Genomic DNA, 18,455 nt, shown 5'->3' with positions numbered 1-18,455 from the left:
CACAGGCACGTACGCGCCGGTCTTGACTATCGCACCGGCGGGCCACTATTGTGGCGCACCCCCACTTTTGGCGAGGCTTTTCGAAGTAACTCAGCTAGGGGAGATGAACAAAATTCTAGACCTTGCAGCGCGCCGACCGTATGATTCTGTCACCCTATTTAAATGGGTTGCGCATGATTCCCTGAAACGCGCGCCGAATCCCGCCAGGAATCGCTATAGTTAACACAACCACCACTATTGTGAGTCACATCTCGTTTAGAACTGTGTGGTCGTACAACTTCATACCTGATCTCACCATCTCTACGCCGGTCACGGAGGCGCTTGCTCGGCGCCCCTCACGGCCGTCGGTGCGCCCCAAGCATCTCTCCTCGTGACGAATCCTTGTGGGCGCACGCACCTCACAAGGAGTCTTGAACAACATGAAGAAGGTCCATCGTATCCGCCTCGCCGGCGTCGCATCCCTCACTACTCTCGCCCTCACTCTTGCCGCCTGTAGCAGCGGCCAGTCCGAGTCGGCAGAAGGACAGGATGGCGGTGAGGCTGTCGGCGGCCTCAACATTGAGGTCGATCCTGCGGGCGACTACAACCCGAAGGAACGCGACGAGCTCAAAGACGGCGGTGAGCTCACCCTACCCATCGGCGAGCTCACCGAGCAGATGAATGCGTTCCATGCCAACATGACAACCGATACGTCCACCATCTGGGGTTGGTACAACCCACAGCTAGCCCTCTACGACGGCAAGGGCGAATACACCCCTAACCCGGACTACATTACGAATGCCAGCGCCGAGACCAAGGACGGAAAGACCGTCGTCACGTACGACATCGTGGACAAGGCCACCTTCAACGACGGCACGCCCATCGATTGGAAGGCGTTCGAAAACACGTGGAAAATGAACAACGGCGAGGATAAGGAGATCTCGCCGAACTCGACCGACGGCTACGAACTTATCGAATCCGTCGAGCGTGGCGACTCTGACAAGCAGGTCAAGGTCACCTTCCAAAATGCTTACCCGTGGTGGATGGGCCTGTTCAACCAGGTCCTGCACCCGAAGGTCAACACTGCACAGCTCTACAACGAAACCTACTTGAACGAACTCCACCCAGAGTACGGCGCTGGTCCGTTCAAGGTGGATTCCATCGACTTCAACGCGGGCAACGTCACGTTCGTGCCAAACGAGAAGTGGTGGGGCGACGCCCCCAAGCTTTCTAAGGTCACTTACCGTCAGCTCGAGTCACAGGCCACTATCAATGCGTTTAAGGCAGGCGAAATCGATGCCGCCGGTGTCGCATCGAAGAACAACCTGACCGTGGCCGCAGAGATGGGCGATGCCATCGACATCCGCGCATCCATGCGCATTGCCAACATCCTGTTTACGCTCAACTCGCAGGCGCCGCATCTCGGAGACGTCAACGTCCGCCACGCCATCTTCAACGCGATTGACCGCTCCCAGCTCGCCGCCATCCGCTACAACGGCCTGGGCTACACTGAGGACCTACCGGGCTCGCTCACGCTGTACCCGACGCAGGACGGCTACAAGGACAACCTCTCCGAGGCCGTCACCTACGACCCCGAGTCCTCGAAGAAGCTGCTGGAAGAAGCAGGTTACGCGATGGGTGACGACGGCTACTACGCCAAGGACGGTGAGAAGCTCACTTTGCGTTACGTCCTTGTCGGAGACGACGAGGTCTCTAAGTCCACCGCCGCGGCGATCCAGAAGATGCTCAAGGACGTAGGTGTCGAGGTCACAGTGCAAGAGCGCCCGTCCTCTGACTTCTCTAAGATCGCCGAGGAACGTGACTTTGACATCTTCCTGTCCGCCATCGCCTCGTCCGACCCGTACGGCGTCGCGTACTTCGGCCAGACCTGGCTCTCCGACTCGGACCTCAACAAGTCCGGCACCGGCACCAAGGAACTGGACGAAAAGATCCGCGAGCTCCAGAAGATCGACAACGGCGACGATCAAATTGCTAAGGCCAATGAGCTCGAGGTTGAGGCGTTTAAGACCTACGGCCTCATGCCATGGGCCAATGGTCCTGCAATGACCGGCGTGAAGAAGGGACTCGCTAACTTCGGTCCCGCTGGCTTCGCCGTCATCCCGAAGGAAGACATCGGCTGGGAGAAGTAGACACTCCCCCACGCGTGCAGTGAGGCCCGCCAGCATATCGCTGGCGGGCCTCACTGCGCTTAAGGCGTCTGCTCAAATGCCAAATGCCGCCTCACCATAAGGTGAGGCGGCATCGGCAAGCTCTACGCAGCTGCGTTAGAAACTGGGGATTAGCCCAGGATCTTGGTAACGCGGCCAGCGCCGACGGTGCGGGAGCCCTCGCGGATAGCGAAGCGCAGGCCCTCGTCCATAGCGACCGGCTGGATCAGCTCAACGGAGATCTCAACGTTGTCGCCCGGCATAACCATCTCGGTGCCTTCCGGCAGCTTGATGACGCCGGTGACGTCGGTGGTGCGGAAGTAGAACTGCGGACGGTAGTTGTCCATGAACGGGGTGTGGCGGCCGCCCTCTTCCTTCTTCAGGACGTAGACGGAACCCTCGAACTTGGTGTGCGGGGTGTAAGCGCCCGGCTTGATAACGACCTGGCCGCGCTCGACCTCTTCGCGCTTGGTACCACGCAGAAGCAGACCACAGTTGTCGCCAGCCTCGGTGTAGTCCATCATCTTGCGGAACATCTCGATACCGGTAACGGTGGTGTTGATGGACTTCTCGGTGATACCGATGATCTCAACGTCCTCGTTAACGTTGAGGGAGCCACGCTCGACACGGCCGGTAACGACGGTGCCGCGGCCGGTAATGGTGAAGATGTCCTCGATCGGCATCAGGAACGGCTTATCCAGCTCGCGCTCCGGATCCGGGATGGAGTCATCGCAAGCCTGCATCAGGTCAACGATGGACTGAACCCACTTCTCGTCGCCCTCGAGAGCCTTGAGAGCGGAGATGTGAACGATCGGAGCTTCCTCGTCGTAGTCCTGCTCAGCGAGCAGCTCGCGGATTTCCATCTCGACGAGCTCGATGATTTCCTCATCGTCAACCATGTCGCACTTGTTCAGAGCAACGAGGATGTACGGAACGCCCACCTGGCGAGCGAGCAGCACGTGCTCGCGGGTCTGCGGCATCGGGCCATCGGTTGCAGCAACAACCAGGATAGCGCCGTCCATCTGAGCAGCACCGGTAATCATGTTCTTGATGTAGTCGGCGTGGCCCGGGGCGTCAACGTGTGCGTAGTGACGCTTCGGGGTGGAGTACTCAACGTGGGAGATGTTGATGGTAATACCGCGCTCCTTCTCCTCCGGAGCCTTGTCGATCATGTCGAAGGCGAAAGCGGTGTTCTCCTCCGGGTACTGGTCAGCCAGAACCTTGGTGATCGCTGCGGTGGTGGTGGTCTTGCCGTGGTCGACGTGTCCGATGGTGCCGATGTTAACATGCGGCTTCGTACGCTCGAACTTCTCCTTTGCCACTGTATGTCCTCCTGGACTCTATGGCGGCTGCGAACTTCGCAGCCACGTGGTTTGTATTGCCATTGGCACTTCGTACTTCTCCGGGGAGAAGGCCGTAAGCGCAAATGACGCTTTCTTTACGTGCCAGTTACACGATCCTAGATTTATGCCGCAGTTTTTTCAAACTGCCAAAATAGGAGGTAACCCCGCGCATGTAATGCGGACGTTGACCCTCGACAAGAATCTTTTGCTGGATCCTGGGAGGGTAACGGCCGGCTCAACATACCGCCTGTGAGGAGGCGATATATTCAGCGAACCGCTACCCCACCAGTGGCCACCGCCTGGCGCACGGACCCGAATTCGACTGGCACGACTCCGGGCCGCAAGGGTGCGACCGGGGTTAGGTGGCGGGGTGCGCTCTTAGTTCTTGGCGCCGGTGCGCTCTTCGATGATGGCGGTTGCCACGGAGGACGGAACCTCAGCGTAGGAATCGAACACCATCGTGAAGTTTGCACGGCCGGCGGTCGACGAACGCAGGTCGCCGATGTAGCCGAACATCTCGGACAGCGGGACCTTGGCCTTGACGACCTTGGCGCCGGAACGGTCCTCCATACCGAAGACCTGACCACGACGGGAGCTGATGTCACCGTTGACGGTACCCATGTACTCCTCCGGGGTCACAACCTCGACAGCCATGAGCGGCTCGAGCAGGACCGGCTTTGCCTTGGCAACGGCCTCCTTGAGAACCTGGGAGCCGGCGATCTTGAACGCCATCTCCGAGGAGTCGACGTCGTGGTAAGCGCCGTCTTCCAGGGTGGCCTGGATGTTGACCAGCGGGAAGCCTGCGAGGTAGCCGTACTGCATAGCATCCTGGATACCAGCGTCGACGGACGGGATGTACTCCTTCGGAACGCGGCCACCGGTGACGGCGTTGACGAACTTGTAGGTTGCGGCCTCGCCCTCTTCCAGGGTCTCCGGATCCGGATTGTACGGCTCGATGGAGACGATGACCTTTGCGAACTGACCGGAACCACCGGTCTGCTTCTTGTGGGTGAACTCGAGGGAGGTGACGGCCTTGCGGATGGTCTCGCGGTAAGCAACCTGCGGATTACCGATGTTGGCCTCGACCTTGAACTCGCGCTTCATGCGGTCAACGAGGACATCGAGGTGGAGCTCGCCCATGCCGCCGATGACAGTCTGGCCGGTTTCCTCGTCAAGCTCGACGGTGAAGGTCGGGTCCTCGGCGGCGAGCTTCTGAATAGCAATGCCGAGCTTCTCCTGGTCAGCCTTGGTCTTCGGCTCGATGGAGACCTTGATAACCGGGTCCGGGAAGGACATGGACTCGAGGATGATCGGGTTGTCCTTGTCGCACAGCGTGTCACCAGTGGTGGTCTCCTTGAGACCAATCATGGCGTAGATGTTGCCGGCGTCAGCCTGCTCGACCGGGTTCTCCTTGTTGGCGTGCATCTGGAACAGCTTGCCGATGCGCTCCTTCTTACCCTTGGTCGAGTTGAGCACCTCGGCGCCCGGCAGGATCTGGCCGGAGTAGACGCGGACGAAGTTGAGCTGGCCGTAGAACGGGTGAGCAGCAATCTTGAAGGACAGAGCCGAGAACGGATCGTGAACGTCCGGCTTACGGGTGATTTCCTTCTCCTCGTCGTTGACGTCATGGCCAACGATCTCGCCGATGTCGAGCGGGGTCGGGAGGTAGTCCACGACAGCGTCGAGCAGCGGCTGGACACCCTTGTTGCGGTACGCGGTACCACACAGAACCGGGTAGACCTCGGAGTTGACGGTCATCTTGCGGATGGCGCCCTTGATCTCCTCGAGGGTGAGCTCTTCGCCACCGAAGTACTTCTCCATGAGGGCCTCGTCGGACTCAGCAACGGTCTCGATGAGCTTCTCGCGGTACTCGGCTGCCTTGTCCTGCAGGTCGGCCGGGATCTCCTCGATAACCGGCTCAGCACCGGTCTCGACCTTGCCGCGCCAAGTGATGGCCTTCATCTCGAGCAGGTCAACGACGCCGTCAAAGTTGTCCTCAGCGCCGATCGGCAGCTGGAGAACGAGCGGCTTAGCGCCGAGGCGGTCGATGATGGTCTGAACGGTGAAGTAGAAGTCAGCGCCCAGCTTATCCATCTTGTTGACGAAGCAGATACGCGGAACGTCGTACTTTGCAGCCTGACGCCAGACCTGCTCAGACTGCGGCTCGACGCCTTCCTTGCCGTCAAAGACGGCGACAGCGCCATCGAGGACACGCAGGGAGCGCTCGACCTCGACGGTGAAGTCGACGTGACCCGGGGTGTCGATGATGTTGATCTGGTTGCCGTTCCAGAAACAGGTGACAGCAGCGGACGTAATGGTAATGCCGCGCTCCTTCTCCTGCTCCATCCAGTCAGTGGTGGAAGCACCATCGTGCGTCTCGCCAACCTTGCGGTTGATACCCGTGTAGAACAGGATGCGCTCGGTGGTGGTGGTCTTACCAGCATCGATGTGAGCCATGATGCCGATGTTGCGGACCTTGTGCAGGTCCTTAAGCACTTCTTGTGCCACGGTGTTACCCCAACTTCGTTAGTCGTGGACGCGCCCAGTCCGCCCGGCCCAGTGCCAAGGTTTCCAGCCACGTCGCTTAAGTGGATGTGTCTCGTTGTAAAATTTTGCCACTAAAGCGCCGTTTTAGCAGCCCGTAGACCGCTAAAAGTTTAGTAGCGCCGGTAAGCAGCCGCCCGTCAAACAGTGAGTGTGGGTGGCAAATCACAGCCACTCACCGAGAGTGAACCCACTGTTAGCACAATGGCCCGAGCAACGAACTCCAGTATAGGGACGCCTGCGGCATGCGATCGGCAAAGCCGACGCAGCACGGGCGAAATGTCGTTGCTCGGACCATAGGCATGGGTACCGCGAGATTACCAGCGGTAGTGGGCGAAGGCGCGGTTGGCCTCAGCCATCTTGTGGGTATCCTCGCGACGCTTCACGGAAGCGCCAAGGCCGTTGGAGGCATCCAGAATCTCGTTGGCGAGACGCTCGATCATCGTGTTCTCACGACGCTGGCGAGTGAAGGTGACGAGCCAACGCAGGGCCAGGGTGTTGGCGCGTGCCGGACGCACCTCAACCGGGACCTGGTAGGTGGCGCCACCGACGCGGCGGGAGCGAACCTCGAGGTCCGGGCGAATGTTGCCCAGGGCCTTCTCCAGGGTGCCGACCGGATCGGTGCCGGTCTTCTCGCGGCACGCCTCGAGAGCGCCGTAGACGATACGCTCGGCGGTGGACTTCTTGCCGTCCAGGAGGATCTTGTTGACGAGCATGGTGACCTGCTCGGAGTTGTACACCGGGTCCTTGACTACAGGACGCTTCGGAGCAGCATTCTTACGCATTGTTTACTGTCCCTTCTTGGCACCGTAACGGGAACGGGCCTGCTTGCGGTCCTTGACACCCTGGGTATCCAGAGCGCCGCGGATGATCTTGTAGCGGACACCCGGAAGGTCCTTCACACGGCCGCCACGCACGAGCACCATGGAGTGCTCCTGCAGGTTGTGGCCCTCGCCCGGGATGTAGGCCGAAACCTCGATGCCGGAGGAAAGGCGAACACGAGCGACCTTACGCAGTGCGGAGTTCGGCTTCTTCGGGGTGGTGGTGTAGACGCGGGTGCACACGCCGCGACGCTGCGGCGAGCCCTTCAGCGCAGCGGTAGCAACCTTCGTGCGCTTGTCATGGCGGCCCTTGCGGACCAGCTGCTGAATAGTTGGCATGTATCTAGTCTTTCTGTATGACTTATCGGCTTTCCTGACCAAACAAAACGCCTAAACATGCAAAAATGGGGGCTCTTTTCCGGGGCCCTGCCGCATGTCCAGGTCGTCCGTCAGCCGGAACCGGCCGAGGTATCGATCAGACTTTTCGCATCACGCAAGATGCGAAACCTCCCAACACTTTAACAGCCAGCGGCCCAACTACCAAAACCGTCGCAGGAGGGCTCCGTGCGACACGCCCCGCTTTCCGATGCCGCCCCTACCCCAGCGTCTCCTGCAGCTCCAGCGCCAGCTCTGTGAGCGCCGCTTGCCCCGACTCATAGGTGCCATCCGCCGGCACGACCGCAAGCGCCACACCGATCTCGCCCTGCGTGCCCGGCACGAGACCGAATTGGCGCACAAGGTAGCGCCCACTCTCGTCCGGGCCCCAGCCGCCCTTGAACCGCGTGCCTGAAATCTGCCCCAAGCCGTAATCCTGCCCCGCCACGATGGAGCCCATCGCGGCGAGTACTTGGTCCGCGCCCGTGATCGTGGGCAATTGCCGCGCAAAGGATGCCTGCGCGGCGGTATCCCACTGGGTTTGCCCAAAGGCGCTAAAGCCCGGGCGCGTGACCTCTGGATTGACAACCGTCGCCGTGTCTCCGGCCGTCGCAAGGATGGAGCCGACGGCGGTGGCGACGGCATCGGAAGCACCGAGCATGGCCCACAGGGCTTCGGCCGCTGCGTTGTCAGAAGCCGTGATGGCCTGTCGCATGGTGCCCGCAGCACTGGGGTCCGCGCGCAGGGCCGCGATGGCCAGAGGCACCTTGATGGTGGACCAAGCAGGCTGCACCCCGGCGAGGCTGCCCGCCTGCACTGCGGGCGCCCCATTTACTGGCGCCACGGCGAGCGAGACCTGCGCGCCCGTGCGCGCCTCGACGTCCGCGGCAAGCTGCGTGAGCGCCGCCGCACTATCCGGGGCTGGGATGGAAGCCATAGTGTCATTCGCTTGGGCCTGCGACGTGGGCTCCGAGCTCGGCGCCGCGGTGACGGTGGTCGTGCGAACCACGATAGCGCTCGTGGTCGGCCCGCCCGCGCCACCGGCGCTTCCCGCCAGCGCGCCCGCAGCGACGAGCAGGGCAGCCACGCCAGCGCGCGAATTAAGAGATGTAGACGTGCGCACTATTGCCGCCGGTGCAGTGCACGTAGGACCCGTTGTCATAGCAGCTCATCGTATAGGTGTACCCCGTCACCGGGCTATAGGTATTGACCACCGTCGTGCCGGAAGTCTTGCCACCCCGCGCCGCCACGAAGTCACGCGTGACAGCCAAGGCAAACGAATCCGAGGTCGGGCCCGCCGTGTACACGTTGGCGTAGCTGCCCGCCGGACTGTTATTGACCGCGCCGACGCTCACCGGGCTCAGCCCCGCCGGGAGCGAGGGATACGCGGGACGGCTCGGTGCCTGGGCCGGTTGTGCAGGCTGCGCGGCTAGCGCCGGCTGGGCCGCGTTCGCCTCGCCACCCGGCGCATCCGTGGCCGTCTCGGTGACGTAGACGACTTCATCGGCAGCCCGGCTGGCGTTATACGCGCGAACGCCAAAGAAGCCCGCGATGCCAAGGATAAGCAAACCCAACAGCAGGCTCACGATGATGAGCGCAATCTTCGTGCCGTTGCCGCCCTGCTGCGGCGCGGGCGCGTACGTCGGCGCATAACCCTGCGACCCATACCCCGACTGCGCGTAGCCCTGCTGGCCTACGTCCTGGGGTGCGTAGCCAGCACCATAGGCACCGCCAGCAGCGCCGGCAGCGGAAGCACCCGGCGCGGCGGCGTCGCCGGCACCAACCGGCGGGAACTGAGTGGTCTCGAAAGAGTCCGAATCATGCGAAGGGAACGAGGGAGATTGAGGAGAGGTAGTCACCCTCCTGGTTTATACCCCGCCCCCGATATGAACCGCCTTTATGTGCAGCGTAGGGCCGATAGACGGTCTTAGAGTAACCAACGCCACGGGAACCATCTCACCCACCCAAAAGCGGCCCCTACGGCCGAGATAGGCGCAAACACAAAATGCGGCGGACCGCCCCACCCGCACTACTCACTGGGCGGCGTGATTGTGAACTCGACGGGCAAGCTCACCGCCAACTATTGGCTGGCCGAGGTCTCCTCTCCGGAGGCCGACCGCTCCCCCGTGAAGGCGATTTCCGCATCCATGATCTAGACATGCTCTCCGGCTACTGCACGACGAGGCCACGCGCCCGGGCGGGGTGGGCTTCGACCCCAAGGCGCTGCCGGAGCCCTGCCGCAGTTCGCCGGCTGCACGCCGGCAACGGCTGCGCGCATGTGGAAATCGCTCGCGCTGCTCGACCACGCCGCGCGCCTACGGGACCCACGTGCAGCTGCGCACGACTCTATGGGCGAACGCCATCATTGAACGCCGCCTGGAGCAGCTGCGCGAGCAGGTGCGGCTTGTCTTCGGTGCGCTGCCGGACGACAGCTACCCGGAGCTAATGGTCCAGCACACCCGCGACGTCGATGCCGCCGACTACTACAGGCCGGGGCGCGCCTCAGCGCTCGCGGGCTGAGGCGCGCTGTGCGGCCTCCCACGTGGCCGCGTCCCACACCCACGACAGATCCGCCGCGACAGTCTGGCGCGCAAAGTGTTCGCGCTCCTGGGTCTCCCAGGTCTCGAACCATTCCGCGTAGTCCGGATCGCGCTCGAGGGCGCGGGCGCGGCGAGCCTCGCGCGGGCCGTCGATAAAGAGCGTGACCACCCCGCCGCGCTCCCGGGCGGCGGCAACGGAATCCTCGGTGATGGCACCGACGCCCTCCACGATGAGGTCATCGCGTACGTCGAGTCCTGCCCATTCACCCGGCGCGCTCGCCTCCCAGTCCCAGCGCCAGTAGCCCGGATTGTGTTCGCGCAGCACCTGCGAGGTCACCATCTCGGATCCTGCAGCCAGCCCTCGCCAGCCGGGATAGAACTCATCGAGGTGCACGACCCTCCACCCCGTGCGCTCGGCCAGGGAGGCCGCGGCCCACGTTTTGCCGGCGCCCGAGGGGCCGTCGATGAGCACCGTCATGGGGCGCATCGGCCGCTTGCGCGAGGCCGCAAGGGTGAGGGTATCGGTCAAAAGTCGGTCAAGTTGACTGTCAAAGTCCATGTTGTCCGCGCGAAAGGTTTCGCGCTGTCCATCCTTTGCGTGTACGGCGCGCCACCGCAGGCATGCGGTGCCGCACCAGGGAAGTCGTACCTGCCAGTCTAAGGGACTTAAGTCCCCGCGCGCTGCGGCTTAACTATCGCTAGAGGCCAAAGAGACGCCACGTTCCGCAGGCCACCGCAATGATGACGGGCAATGCCGCCGCCCCCACGGCTGCGGCCATGACCCACCAATCGCGGGCACGCAGGTGCGAGGCCACCGCCCACGTTCGCACCCGGCCGCCCGGGGCTGGGCGCCCAAAGCCGCGGGCCTCCATCGCTGTGGCGAGCTTGCCGCCGCGGCGCAGTGCGAGGACGAGCAGGCTAAAACTCATGGTGGCTAGGTGCCGGATGCGCCCCACGTCCGCGATGCCGCGGGCACGCCGCGCGCGAGCGAGCGAGTCCCAATCATCCTTAAACAGGGTGAGCATGCGCACGCCGGCGACTGCGCCGATGACAAAGCGGGAGGGAAGGTGCCAGATTTGCGCGAGGCCGTCGCCCAGCTCCGTGGGGTCGATATCGCGGGCCAGCACAATCACCGGCAACGCGACAGCAAAGACACGCAGCATGATGGCTCCCGCCAGTCCCACGGAATTCTCACTGACGGTCACCAGCCAGAAGGAGAAGTAGACCTCACCGCCCTCCTTGCCGTAGAGCAGCATGGATATCCCAGATAGCGGCGCGATGATCCACAGCGGCAGCGCCGCGCGTACCAGCCGGGACCAGCTCATCCCGCACAGCGGAGCGAGAAGCACCGTCACCGCGACGGACACGGCGGCCGAGAGCCAGTCAATGGTCAGCAAGATCGGTGTGGTGACCAGGAACGTCGCCACCAGGCGCGTGAGCGGATTAACGCCGCGTACGAGGTTAGGCATGGGTACTGCCTCCCGCCTGGCCAGTGTGCGCGCTAACGGTCACGCGGTGGTCACCCAGCGCCGCCAAGAATAACGGGTCGTGGGTAATGGAGACCAGCGTCGTGCCCTCGTTCGCGAGCTCACGCAACATGCGCACGAGCTCTGCAAAAGTCGTGGGATCCTGGCCGAAGGTGGGCTCGTCAAGCAGCAGCACGGACGGCGCGGCGACGAGCGCCGTAGCCACCGAGAGCCGGCGCTTCTCTCCGCCGGACAGAGTAAAAGGGTTTGCGTCCACGAGGTGGGTAAGCCGCAGGCGCTCGAGGAGCTCGCCCACGCGCGATTGAGAGGCGGCATCGGAAGTACCCATCACGCCCGGACCGACACGCATCTCTTCGCCCACGGTGCGGGCGACGAACTGGTGCTCTGGATTTTGAAAGACGACGCCCAGGCGCTGAGCCAGGTCGCGCGAGCGCCACGTCGAAGGCTCGCCGCGCAGCCCGCGCCGCACGGACTCGGCCACGCCAATCTCCCCGCCGCAGCTGGGAAGCAGGCCCGCCATGGTCATCAACCACGTGGTTTTCCCAGAGCCGTTCGCACCCGTGATGACGGTGGAATACCCCTGCGGGACACGCACACTGCGGGGCGGGCCGAAACGCGTCACAAGGTTGTTCGACCACAGCGCGGCCTCGGCATCTGCCGGGGCGGGCACGGCGACGGGCAAGCCGGTGACGGCGCGCGCGGCCGTCACCGCTCCGTATGCGCCGTCTTCGACGATGCGCCCCCGGTCCAGGCGCACCGCGCGATCCAGCAGGCCGGACCACGCGGAATACTGGTGTTCCACCACGACCAACGTCGCTCCCGTGGCACGGACGATCCGCTCGACGGCCACGACCACGTCGCGCGCGCCCTGTGGATCGAGGTTGGCCGTCGGCTCGTCAAGCAAGATGAGCCCGGCGCCCATGGCAATGACTCCGGCGAGCGCCAGGCGCTGTTTCTGTCCACCGGACAGGCGTTGGGTGGGGTGGTCAAGCGGCACATCCAGGCCAACGAGGTCCAGGGCGTGTTCGACGCGCGGCCATATCTCCGCGCGCGGTAGGCCGAGATTCTCGCAGCCAAATGCCGCGTCGCGGCCCACAGTGGCCGCAATAACCTGCGATTCCGGATCCTGGAGAACGAGCCCGGCCGGGGTCTGCGGGTTCAAGGTGAGGTGGCCTACTTGCTGCCCGTCCTCGTCGCCACCAAGAACGCCGGCGAGCGCAGCCAAGAGCGTGGATTTACCGGAACCGGAATCCCCGCACAACAAGACTCGCTCGCCTGGGGCGATGTCGAGGTCAATATCGTCCAATGCGGGGGTCGCGCGGCCCGCGTGGGTCCACCCGAAGCCGCGCAGGGTGATCTGAGTCGTCATAGACAAGCAAAAACTACGCGGCTACTTGGCGCGGGCTTCGCGGCCTACAGCAAAGCGGTCGAGAGCACCCGTGGCCGCCAGGGCACGCGTTAGCAGGTGGCCGACGACGCCGGCCAGGATAGCGCCCGAGATAATCAAGCAGACCAGGTAGATGATGAGGAACTCCGGTCCTTTAGCCAGGTTGCCGGAGGTAAACAGCTCAAGGCACCACGCGCCAACACCGGCGAGTGCGCCGCCAAGCATGGCGATGCCCAGGCCGAATCTGCGGTATGCGAAAACGATGAGGACAAGCTCAATGCCGATGCCTTGGGCGAGGCCCGAGTAAATGGTGGACCAGCCCCATTGGCTGCCCATCACGGCAGAGACCGATGCCGCGAGCACCTCAACGTAGAGAGCCGCACCCGGCTTGCGGATGATGAGCGCGCCCAGCACGCCGCCAATCAACCAGATACCCGTGGCCAGGCCGCCTAGGCCCGGCGTGAGGGCATCCATGGCCATGTACCAGGCGTAGCCCACAGAGTTCCAGAAAACGAAGATGAGGCCGCAGGCCACCGCCAGCACGGTGGCGACAATGATGTCCACCACGCGCCAGCGCAGTGAGCGGCGCGGGGCCGAAGTAGTAGCGGTTGCGGGCGCAGATGTCGCGCTCATGATTCCTCCCTTATCGCCGGCATTATCCGGATCAGGTTCGACGGTTCGCCGATGCAGCACTGAGCGAGTCCATGTCACTCGCTAGCTGCTGCGGCATCTCAGCCCCGCCTACGCGGAGCACCCGTGTCACGTGTGAAATTTAAGTGGTGTTTGCCCCCATCACTTAGCCAAATCCGGCGATGGGGTGGAAAACATCTTTATCTTAACAGCCACCACTCCCTCGAAAGCACGTGGATGGGGCAATAGCTGGCAACAGTTTTTCTTCACGCGCTAGCAAGATTTTGTGCCCTTTGATAGGACACGCTGAGAATTTCGCCCATGTCGCGCACCATCATTCCAGACTTTCATCGCAACAGCATGCTTACGGGTGCTTTCTTTCGCCTCAGCCGTAAGCCGTGCGGCTTCTTCGCGCTGCTTGTCCGCGCGTGGATTTAGCTCAGCGCTATTGGAGGGGAAAATGACTTCAACCACGATGTTGAGTTCGTCTGGGCTTACTCCTGCCTAATAGGCCATGGTTTCCCGGATCTCGTCGGCGGCATGGGCTAGTCGCTTAGTCTGCGACACAGCTCCCAGCTCGGCGCATTCCAGCACCCACACGTCACTCGTGCCTCCTTCTGCGGTAACTGTGTACGTCTTGGCCATTATCTCCACCCACCCTTTCCTCGTTCCTGCGCACATTGACCGAAGACCTTTTTCGCTGTCACATCGTCGATCTCGCGGTATCTGCCGAGCGCTCGGGTGGTGTTGCCCTCCCGGTAGGCATCATGGCGAGTAAGGGCGATTTCCTCAAATTCAAGACTGCCTCGTTTGGCTTCATCCTTCAGCTTTTGATGGCAGCGGAGTGCTTCATGCCCATCAGTCGACTATCGATGTCTATTGCGAGTAGACATTCCCAAAGATGGTAATTCTGCCCTATTTCGGTCACAGCGCAGCACAAAGCCCCGGCTTTCCCTGCCACATGCGGTGGCGAAGGAAGCCGGGGCTTCGCGAAATTAAAGCAAACCAAGCTTGAAGTGCTGGCCCGCCTGGCAGTGGCGCCAGGCAGGGCTGGGGCGAGAACTAGAAGGTGAAGTCCTCGTCCAGCGGGACGGAGGCGCCGGTGAATTCACCGAACCCGTCGTCGCCGTAGATGGAATCACCGTACGTCGGGATGGAGTATGCCGCGTTGCGGGCAGCCTCCGTCGGCTTGACGGTGATGTTGCGGTAGCGCGAGATACCGGTACCGGCCGGGATGAGCTTACCGATGATGACGTTCTCCTTCAGGCCAATGAGCTGATCGGAGCGCTTGTTGATAGCGGCGTCGGTGAGGACGCGGGTCGTCTCCTGGAAGGAGGCGGCCGACAGCCAGGACTCGGTGGCCAGCGACGCCTTGGTGATACCCATGATCTCCGAACGGAGCTGGGCGGGCTCGCCGCCCTCGGCGACCTGCTTGGCGTTGACCTGCTTGGCCTCAGAGAGGTCAACCAGCGTGCCTGGCAGGAACTCCGTGGAGCCCGCGTCGATGACGGTACCGCGACGCAGCATCTGGCGGATGATGATCTCGATGTGCTTATCGTGGATGGCCACACCCTGCGTACGGTAGACGGCCTGAACCTCGTCGATGAGGTGCTTCTCAACACCACGGCGACCGAGGACCTCGAGGACGTCGTGCGGGTCAGCCGCACCGCGCATGAGGCGCTCGCCGGTGGTGACGTGGTCACCATCGCGCAGAGAGCGCTCAATCATGGCGTCCGGGTTGGACTCCATCGGGCGACGGACCTGAGCCAGGCCCTGGCGCTTCGACAGCTTCTCGTAGACCACATTGTCCGAACCGTCGTCCGGGGTGATGGTCAGCGTCCAGAAGTTGCCCTCATCAGAGAGGGAGATCGTGCCGTCGACCGAAGCGATCGGGGCGCGGTTCTTCGGGTTACGAGCCTCGAAGAGCTCCTGAACACGCGGCAGACCACCGGTAATGTCGCCACCGACACCACCCTGGTGGAACGTACGCATGGTGAGCTGGGTACCCGGCTCACCAATGGACTGGGCGGCGACGATGCCGACGGCCTCGCCGATGTCGACCAGCTGGCCAGAGGCCATGGATTTGCCGTAGCACTTCGCGCAGACACCGGCCGGGGTCTGGCAGGTAAGCACGGAGCGGACCTTGAGGTCGGTGATGCCAGCGTCGAGCAGCTTCTGGGTGAGCTCCTCGGTGAGGTCAGAACCGGCCTCGGCGATGACCTCGCCGGCCTCGTTCTTCACGTCAGAGGCAACGACGCGGCCAGACGCGGAGGTCTCCCACAGCTCGTGCATGACGACCTTGTCGCCGGAAACCTCGCCGATCGGGACGCGAACGCCCTGGCGGGTGCCACAGTCCTCTTCGCGGACGATGACGTCCTGCGCGACGTCGACCAGACGACGGGTGAGGTAGCCCGAGTCGGCGGTACGCAGTGCGGTATCGGCCAGGCCCTTACGGGAGCCGTGCGAGTTGTTGAAGTACTCGAGAACGGACAGGCCTTCGCGGAAGGAGGTCTTAATCGGACGGGTGATGTAGTCACCGTGCGAGTTCACGACCATGCCCTTCATACCGGCCAGGGTCCAGATCTGACGCATGTTACCGGCAGCACCGGACTTCACGATCATCGGAATCGGGTTGTCATCCGGGTAGAGGTTCTCGACCGCGTTACCGACCTCGTCCGTGGCGTTCTTCCACAGCTCGACAAGGCGGTCGTAGCGCTCGCGCTCGGTAAGCGCACCCTGCTCGTAGTACTTGCGCTCGATGCGCTGAGCTTCCTTCTCGTAAGACTCGAGGATCTCGTGCTTGTTCGGAAGGACCAGAACGTCGTCCATGGTGATGGTAACGCCGGAACGGGTGGCCCAGTAGAAGCCAGCGTCCTTCATCTTGTCCAGCACCTGAGCAACGGTGATCATCGGGTACTTGTTGGCGAGGTCGTTGACGACGTCACCGAGCAGGACCTTGTTATCGGAGCCGCCCTTACGGACCATGACGCCCTCGAGGTACGGGTAGTTCCACGGCAGCAGCTCGTTGAACATGATGCGACCGATGGTGGTGTCAGCCATCCAGGTGTCACCCTTGTTCCAGCCGTCCGGGAACTGCTCAGCCTCGATGTCTGCCGGCGGACGCAAGTGCGAGATACGCACCTTGATCGGAGCCTGCAAGCCAACGACGCCGCGGTCGCGAGCCATGAGAGCCTCAGCGTAGGAGGAGAAAATACCGGTAGCCGGCTGATCGGTGGTAGCCGGCGTGTAACGACCCTCGCCGCCGATCTCGTCCGAGCCCTTGTCCATGGTGAGGTAGTACAGGCCGGTAACCATGTCCAGACGCGGCATTGCCAGCGGCTTACCGGACGCCGGGGACAGAATGTTGTTCGAAGCGAGCATGAGCACGCGAGCCTCAGCCTGAGCCTCGGCGGACAGCGGCAGGTGGACTGCCATCTGGTCGCCGTCGAAGTCAGCGTTGAAGGCCTCACAGGCCAGCGGGTGGAGCTGGATAGCCTTACCCTCGACGAGCTTCGGTTCGAAGGCCTGAATACCCAGGCGGTGCAGGGTCGGAGCGCGGTTGAGCATGACCGGGTGCTCGGAGATGGCCTCTTCGAGGACGTCCCACACCTCAGGGCGCTGGCGCTCGACCATGCGCTTGGCGGACTTGATGTTCTGCGCGTAATCGTTTTCCACCAGGCGCTTCATAACGAAAGGCTTGAAGAGCTCGAGAGCCATGAGCTTCGGCAGACCACACTCGTGCAGCTTGAGCTGCGGACCGACGATAATAACGGAACGACCGGAGTAGTCGACGCGCTTACCCAGCAGGTTCTGACGGAAACGACCCTGCTTACCCTTGAGCAGGTCGCTCAGGGACTTCAGCGGACGGGTACCGGGGCCCGTGACCGGGCGGCCGCGGCGGCCGTTGTCGAAGAGGGCGTCGACCGACTCCTGCAGCATGCGCTTCTCATTGTTCACGATGATCTCGGGAGCACCAAGATCAATCATGCGCTTGAGGCGGTTATTGCGGTTGATGACGCGACGGTAGAGGTCGTTCAAGTCGGAGGTCGCGAAGCGGCCACCGTCAAGCTGGACCATCGGGCGCAGCTCCGGCGGGATGACCGGGATAGCGTCGAGGACCATGCCGGCCGGATCGTTGCCGGAACGCAGGAACGCGGCGACAACCTTGAGGCGCTTCAAGGCGCGGACCTTCTTCTGGCCCTTGCCGTTGTTGATGATCTCGCGGAGGATCTCGGCCTCGGCCTCGAGGTCGAAGTTGCGGATGAGGGTCTGGATAGCCTCAGCACCCATGCCGCCGGTGAAGTAATCCTCGTAACGATCGATGAGTTCCTCATAGATCGTGTCGTCGATGATCATCTGCTTCGGGGCAAGCTTGATGAAGGTGTTCCAGATTTCGTCGAGACGTGCGACCTGGCGCTCGCCGTCCTCGCGGATGTGCTGCATGTCCTTGTCGGCAGCGTTCTGGACCTTGCGGCGGGCGTCGGCCTTGGCGCCAGCAGCCTCGAGCTCGGCGAGGTCCTCTTCGAGCTTCGCGGCGCGCTCTGCGATCTCAGAGTTGACGTCGTCCTCGATCTCCTTCTTCTCCAGGAGCATCTCGGCCTCGAGAGTGGACTGGTCGTTGTGACGAGCCTCCTCATCGACGGACGTGATGATGTTGGCAGCGAAGTAGATGATGCGCTCAAGATCTTTAGGCGCGATGTCGAGCAGGTAGCCCAGACGGGACGGAACGCCCTTGAAGTACCAGATGTGGGTCACCGGAGCGGCGAGCTCAATGTGGCCCATGCGCTCACGGCGCACCTTGGACTTGGTCACCTCAACGCCGCAGCGCTCGCAGATGATGCCCTTGAAACGGACGCGCTTGTACTTACCGCAGGCGCACTCCCAGTCGCGAGTCGGGCCGAAGATGCGCTCGCAGAAGAGGCCGTCCTTCTCCGGCTTGAGGGTGCGGTAGTTAATGGTTTCCGGCTTCTTCACCTCACCCTTGGACCAACGACGGATGTCGTCAGCAGTGGCGAGACCGATACGGAGCTCGTCGAAGAGATTTACGTCAAACACGTAATGTCTCCCTTTCATCCTCTAAATTTTCTGAGGAATTGATGGCTTAAAAGTTGTGTCTTTGTATCGCCCGGCCGGGCTTGTCCGATGGGTTCCTTTCCTTATGGAACCTTTCGCCTTACCGCG

13 protein-coding genes and 1 riboswitch are annotated in these 18,455 nt (G+C 62.6%); of the genes, 2 read left to right on the top strand and 11 right to left on the bottom strand.

Annotated elements, in window-relative coordinates; translation table 11 throughout:
• Positions 1-419 precede the first annotated feature (419 nt).
• Positions 420-2,129 (top strand): ABC transporter family substrate-binding protein, encoded by a 1,710-nt coding sequence (locus HMPREF3227_RS09360; RefSeq protein WP_066492966.1) that lies wholly within the window; start codon positions 420-422, stop codon positions 2,127-2,129.
• Between the two features lie 149 nt (positions 2,130-2,278).
• Here HMPREF3227_RS09360 and tuf read toward each other — a convergent pair whose 3' ends face one another.
• The 6 genes from tuf to HMPREF3227_RS09330 form a co-directional block, all read right to left on the bottom strand.
• Positions 2,279-3,469: an elongation factor Tu gene (gene tuf, locus HMPREF3227_RS09355; RefSeq protein ID WP_066492965.1), complete on the bottom strand. Its 1,191-nt coding sequence runs from the start codon at positions 3,467-3,469 to the stop codon at positions 2,279-2,281.
• A 399-nt stretch (positions 3,470-3,868) separates the two neighbouring features.
• Positions 3,869-5,998, bottom strand: coding sequence for an elongation factor G (gene fusA, locus HMPREF3227_RS09350; RefSeq protein WP_066492964.1), 2,130 nt, complete (start codon positions 5,996-5,998; stop codon positions 3,869-3,871).
• Positions 5,999-6,351: 353 nt separating this feature from the next.
• The gene (rpsG, locus tag HMPREF3227_RS09345) at positions 6,352-6,819 is read right to left on the bottom strand and encodes a 30S ribosomal protein S7 (protein WP_066492963.1); all 468 of its coding nucleotides are present in this window, start codon (positions 6,817-6,819) and stop codon (positions 6,352-6,354) included.
• Positions 6,820-6,822: 3 nt separating this feature from the next.
• On the bottom strand, positions 6,823-7,194 hold the full coding sequence (gene rpsL, locus HMPREF3227_RS09340) for a 30S ribosomal protein S12 (protein ID WP_066492960.1): 372 nt from the start codon (positions 7,192-7,194) through the stop codon (positions 6,823-6,825).
• A gap of 256 nt (positions 7,195-7,450) precedes the next feature.
• Positions 7,451-8,317: a serine hydrolase gene (locus HMPREF3227_RS09335; protein WP_148138804.1), complete on the bottom strand. Its 867-nt coding sequence runs from the start codon at positions 8,315-8,317 to the stop codon at positions 7,451-7,453.
• 13 nt (positions 8,318-8,330) lie between these two features.
• The gene (locus HMPREF3227_RS09330; protein ID WP_066512469.1) at positions 8,331-9,089 is read right to left on the bottom strand and encodes a hypothetical protein; all 759 of its coding nucleotides are present in this window, start codon (positions 9,087-9,089) and stop codon (positions 8,331-8,333) included.
• Between the two features lie 469 nt (positions 9,090-9,558).
• Between HMPREF3227_RS09330 and HMPREF3227_RS13360 the strand changes: the two genes are divergently transcribed.
• Positions 9,559-9,750, top strand: a complete 192-nt coding sequence (locus tag HMPREF3227_RS13360) for a hypothetical protein (protein ID WP_066512465.1) — start codon at positions 9,559-9,561, stop codon at positions 9,748-9,750.
• Here the strand turns inward: HMPREF3227_RS13360 and HMPREF3227_RS09320 are convergent.
• The 5 genes from HMPREF3227_RS09320 to HMPREF3227_RS09300 all read right to left on the bottom strand — a co-directional run bounded on the left by HMPREF3227_RS09320 (position 9,733) and on the right by HMPREF3227_RS09300 (position 18,329).
• Positions 9,733-10,299, bottom strand: a complete 567-nt coding sequence (locus HMPREF3227_RS09320; protein ID WP_309473691.1) for an isopentenyl transferase family protein — start codon at positions 10,297-10,299, stop codon at positions 9,733-9,735. The two genes, HMPREF3227_RS13360 and HMPREF3227_RS09320, sit on opposite strands and share 18 nt — an antisense overlap.
• Positions 10,300-10,468: 169 nt before the next feature.
• On the bottom strand, positions 10,469-11,239 hold the full coding sequence (locus tag HMPREF3227_RS09315; RefSeq protein WP_066492953.1) for an energy-coupling factor transporter transmembrane component T family protein: 771 nt from the start codon (positions 11,237-11,239) through the stop codon (positions 10,469-10,471).
• Complete coding sequence (locus HMPREF3227_RS09310; protein WP_066492952.1) at positions 11,232-12,626, bottom strand: ABC transporter ATP-binding protein; 1,395 nt, start codon at positions 12,624-12,626, stop codon at positions 11,232-11,234. The genes HMPREF3227_RS09315 and HMPREF3227_RS09310 overlap by 8 nt, the downstream gene beginning before the upstream one ends.
• A 21-nt stretch (positions 12,627-12,647) precedes the next feature.
• Complete coding sequence (locus tag HMPREF3227_RS09305) at positions 12,648-13,277, bottom strand: ECF transporter S component (RefSeq protein ID WP_066492950.1); 630 nt, start codon at positions 13,275-13,277, stop codon at positions 12,648-12,650.
• Positions 13,267-13,412, bottom strand: a riboswitch (TPP riboswitch). Its footprint overlaps the gene before it by 11 nt.
• A 924-nt stretch (positions 13,413-14,336) precedes the next feature.
• Positions 14,337-18,329 carry a DNA-directed RNA polymerase subunit beta' gene (locus HMPREF3227_RS09300; protein WP_066492949.1) on the bottom strand — a complete coding sequence of 1,331 codons (3,993 nt, stop codon included), beginning with the start codon at positions 18,327-18,329 and terminating at the stop codon, positions 14,337-14,339.
• Positions 18,330-18,455: the final 126 nt, after the last annotated feature.

The sequence above is a fragment of the Corynebacterium sp. CMW7794 genome (assembly GCF_001563605.1).
GTDB lineage: Bacteria > Actinomycetota > Actinomycetes > Mycobacteriales > Mycobacteriaceae > Corynebacterium > Corynebacterium phoceense.
Note: the sequence above shows the minus strand (reverse complement) of the source record. Positions and strands in the feature narration are given on the sequence as shown.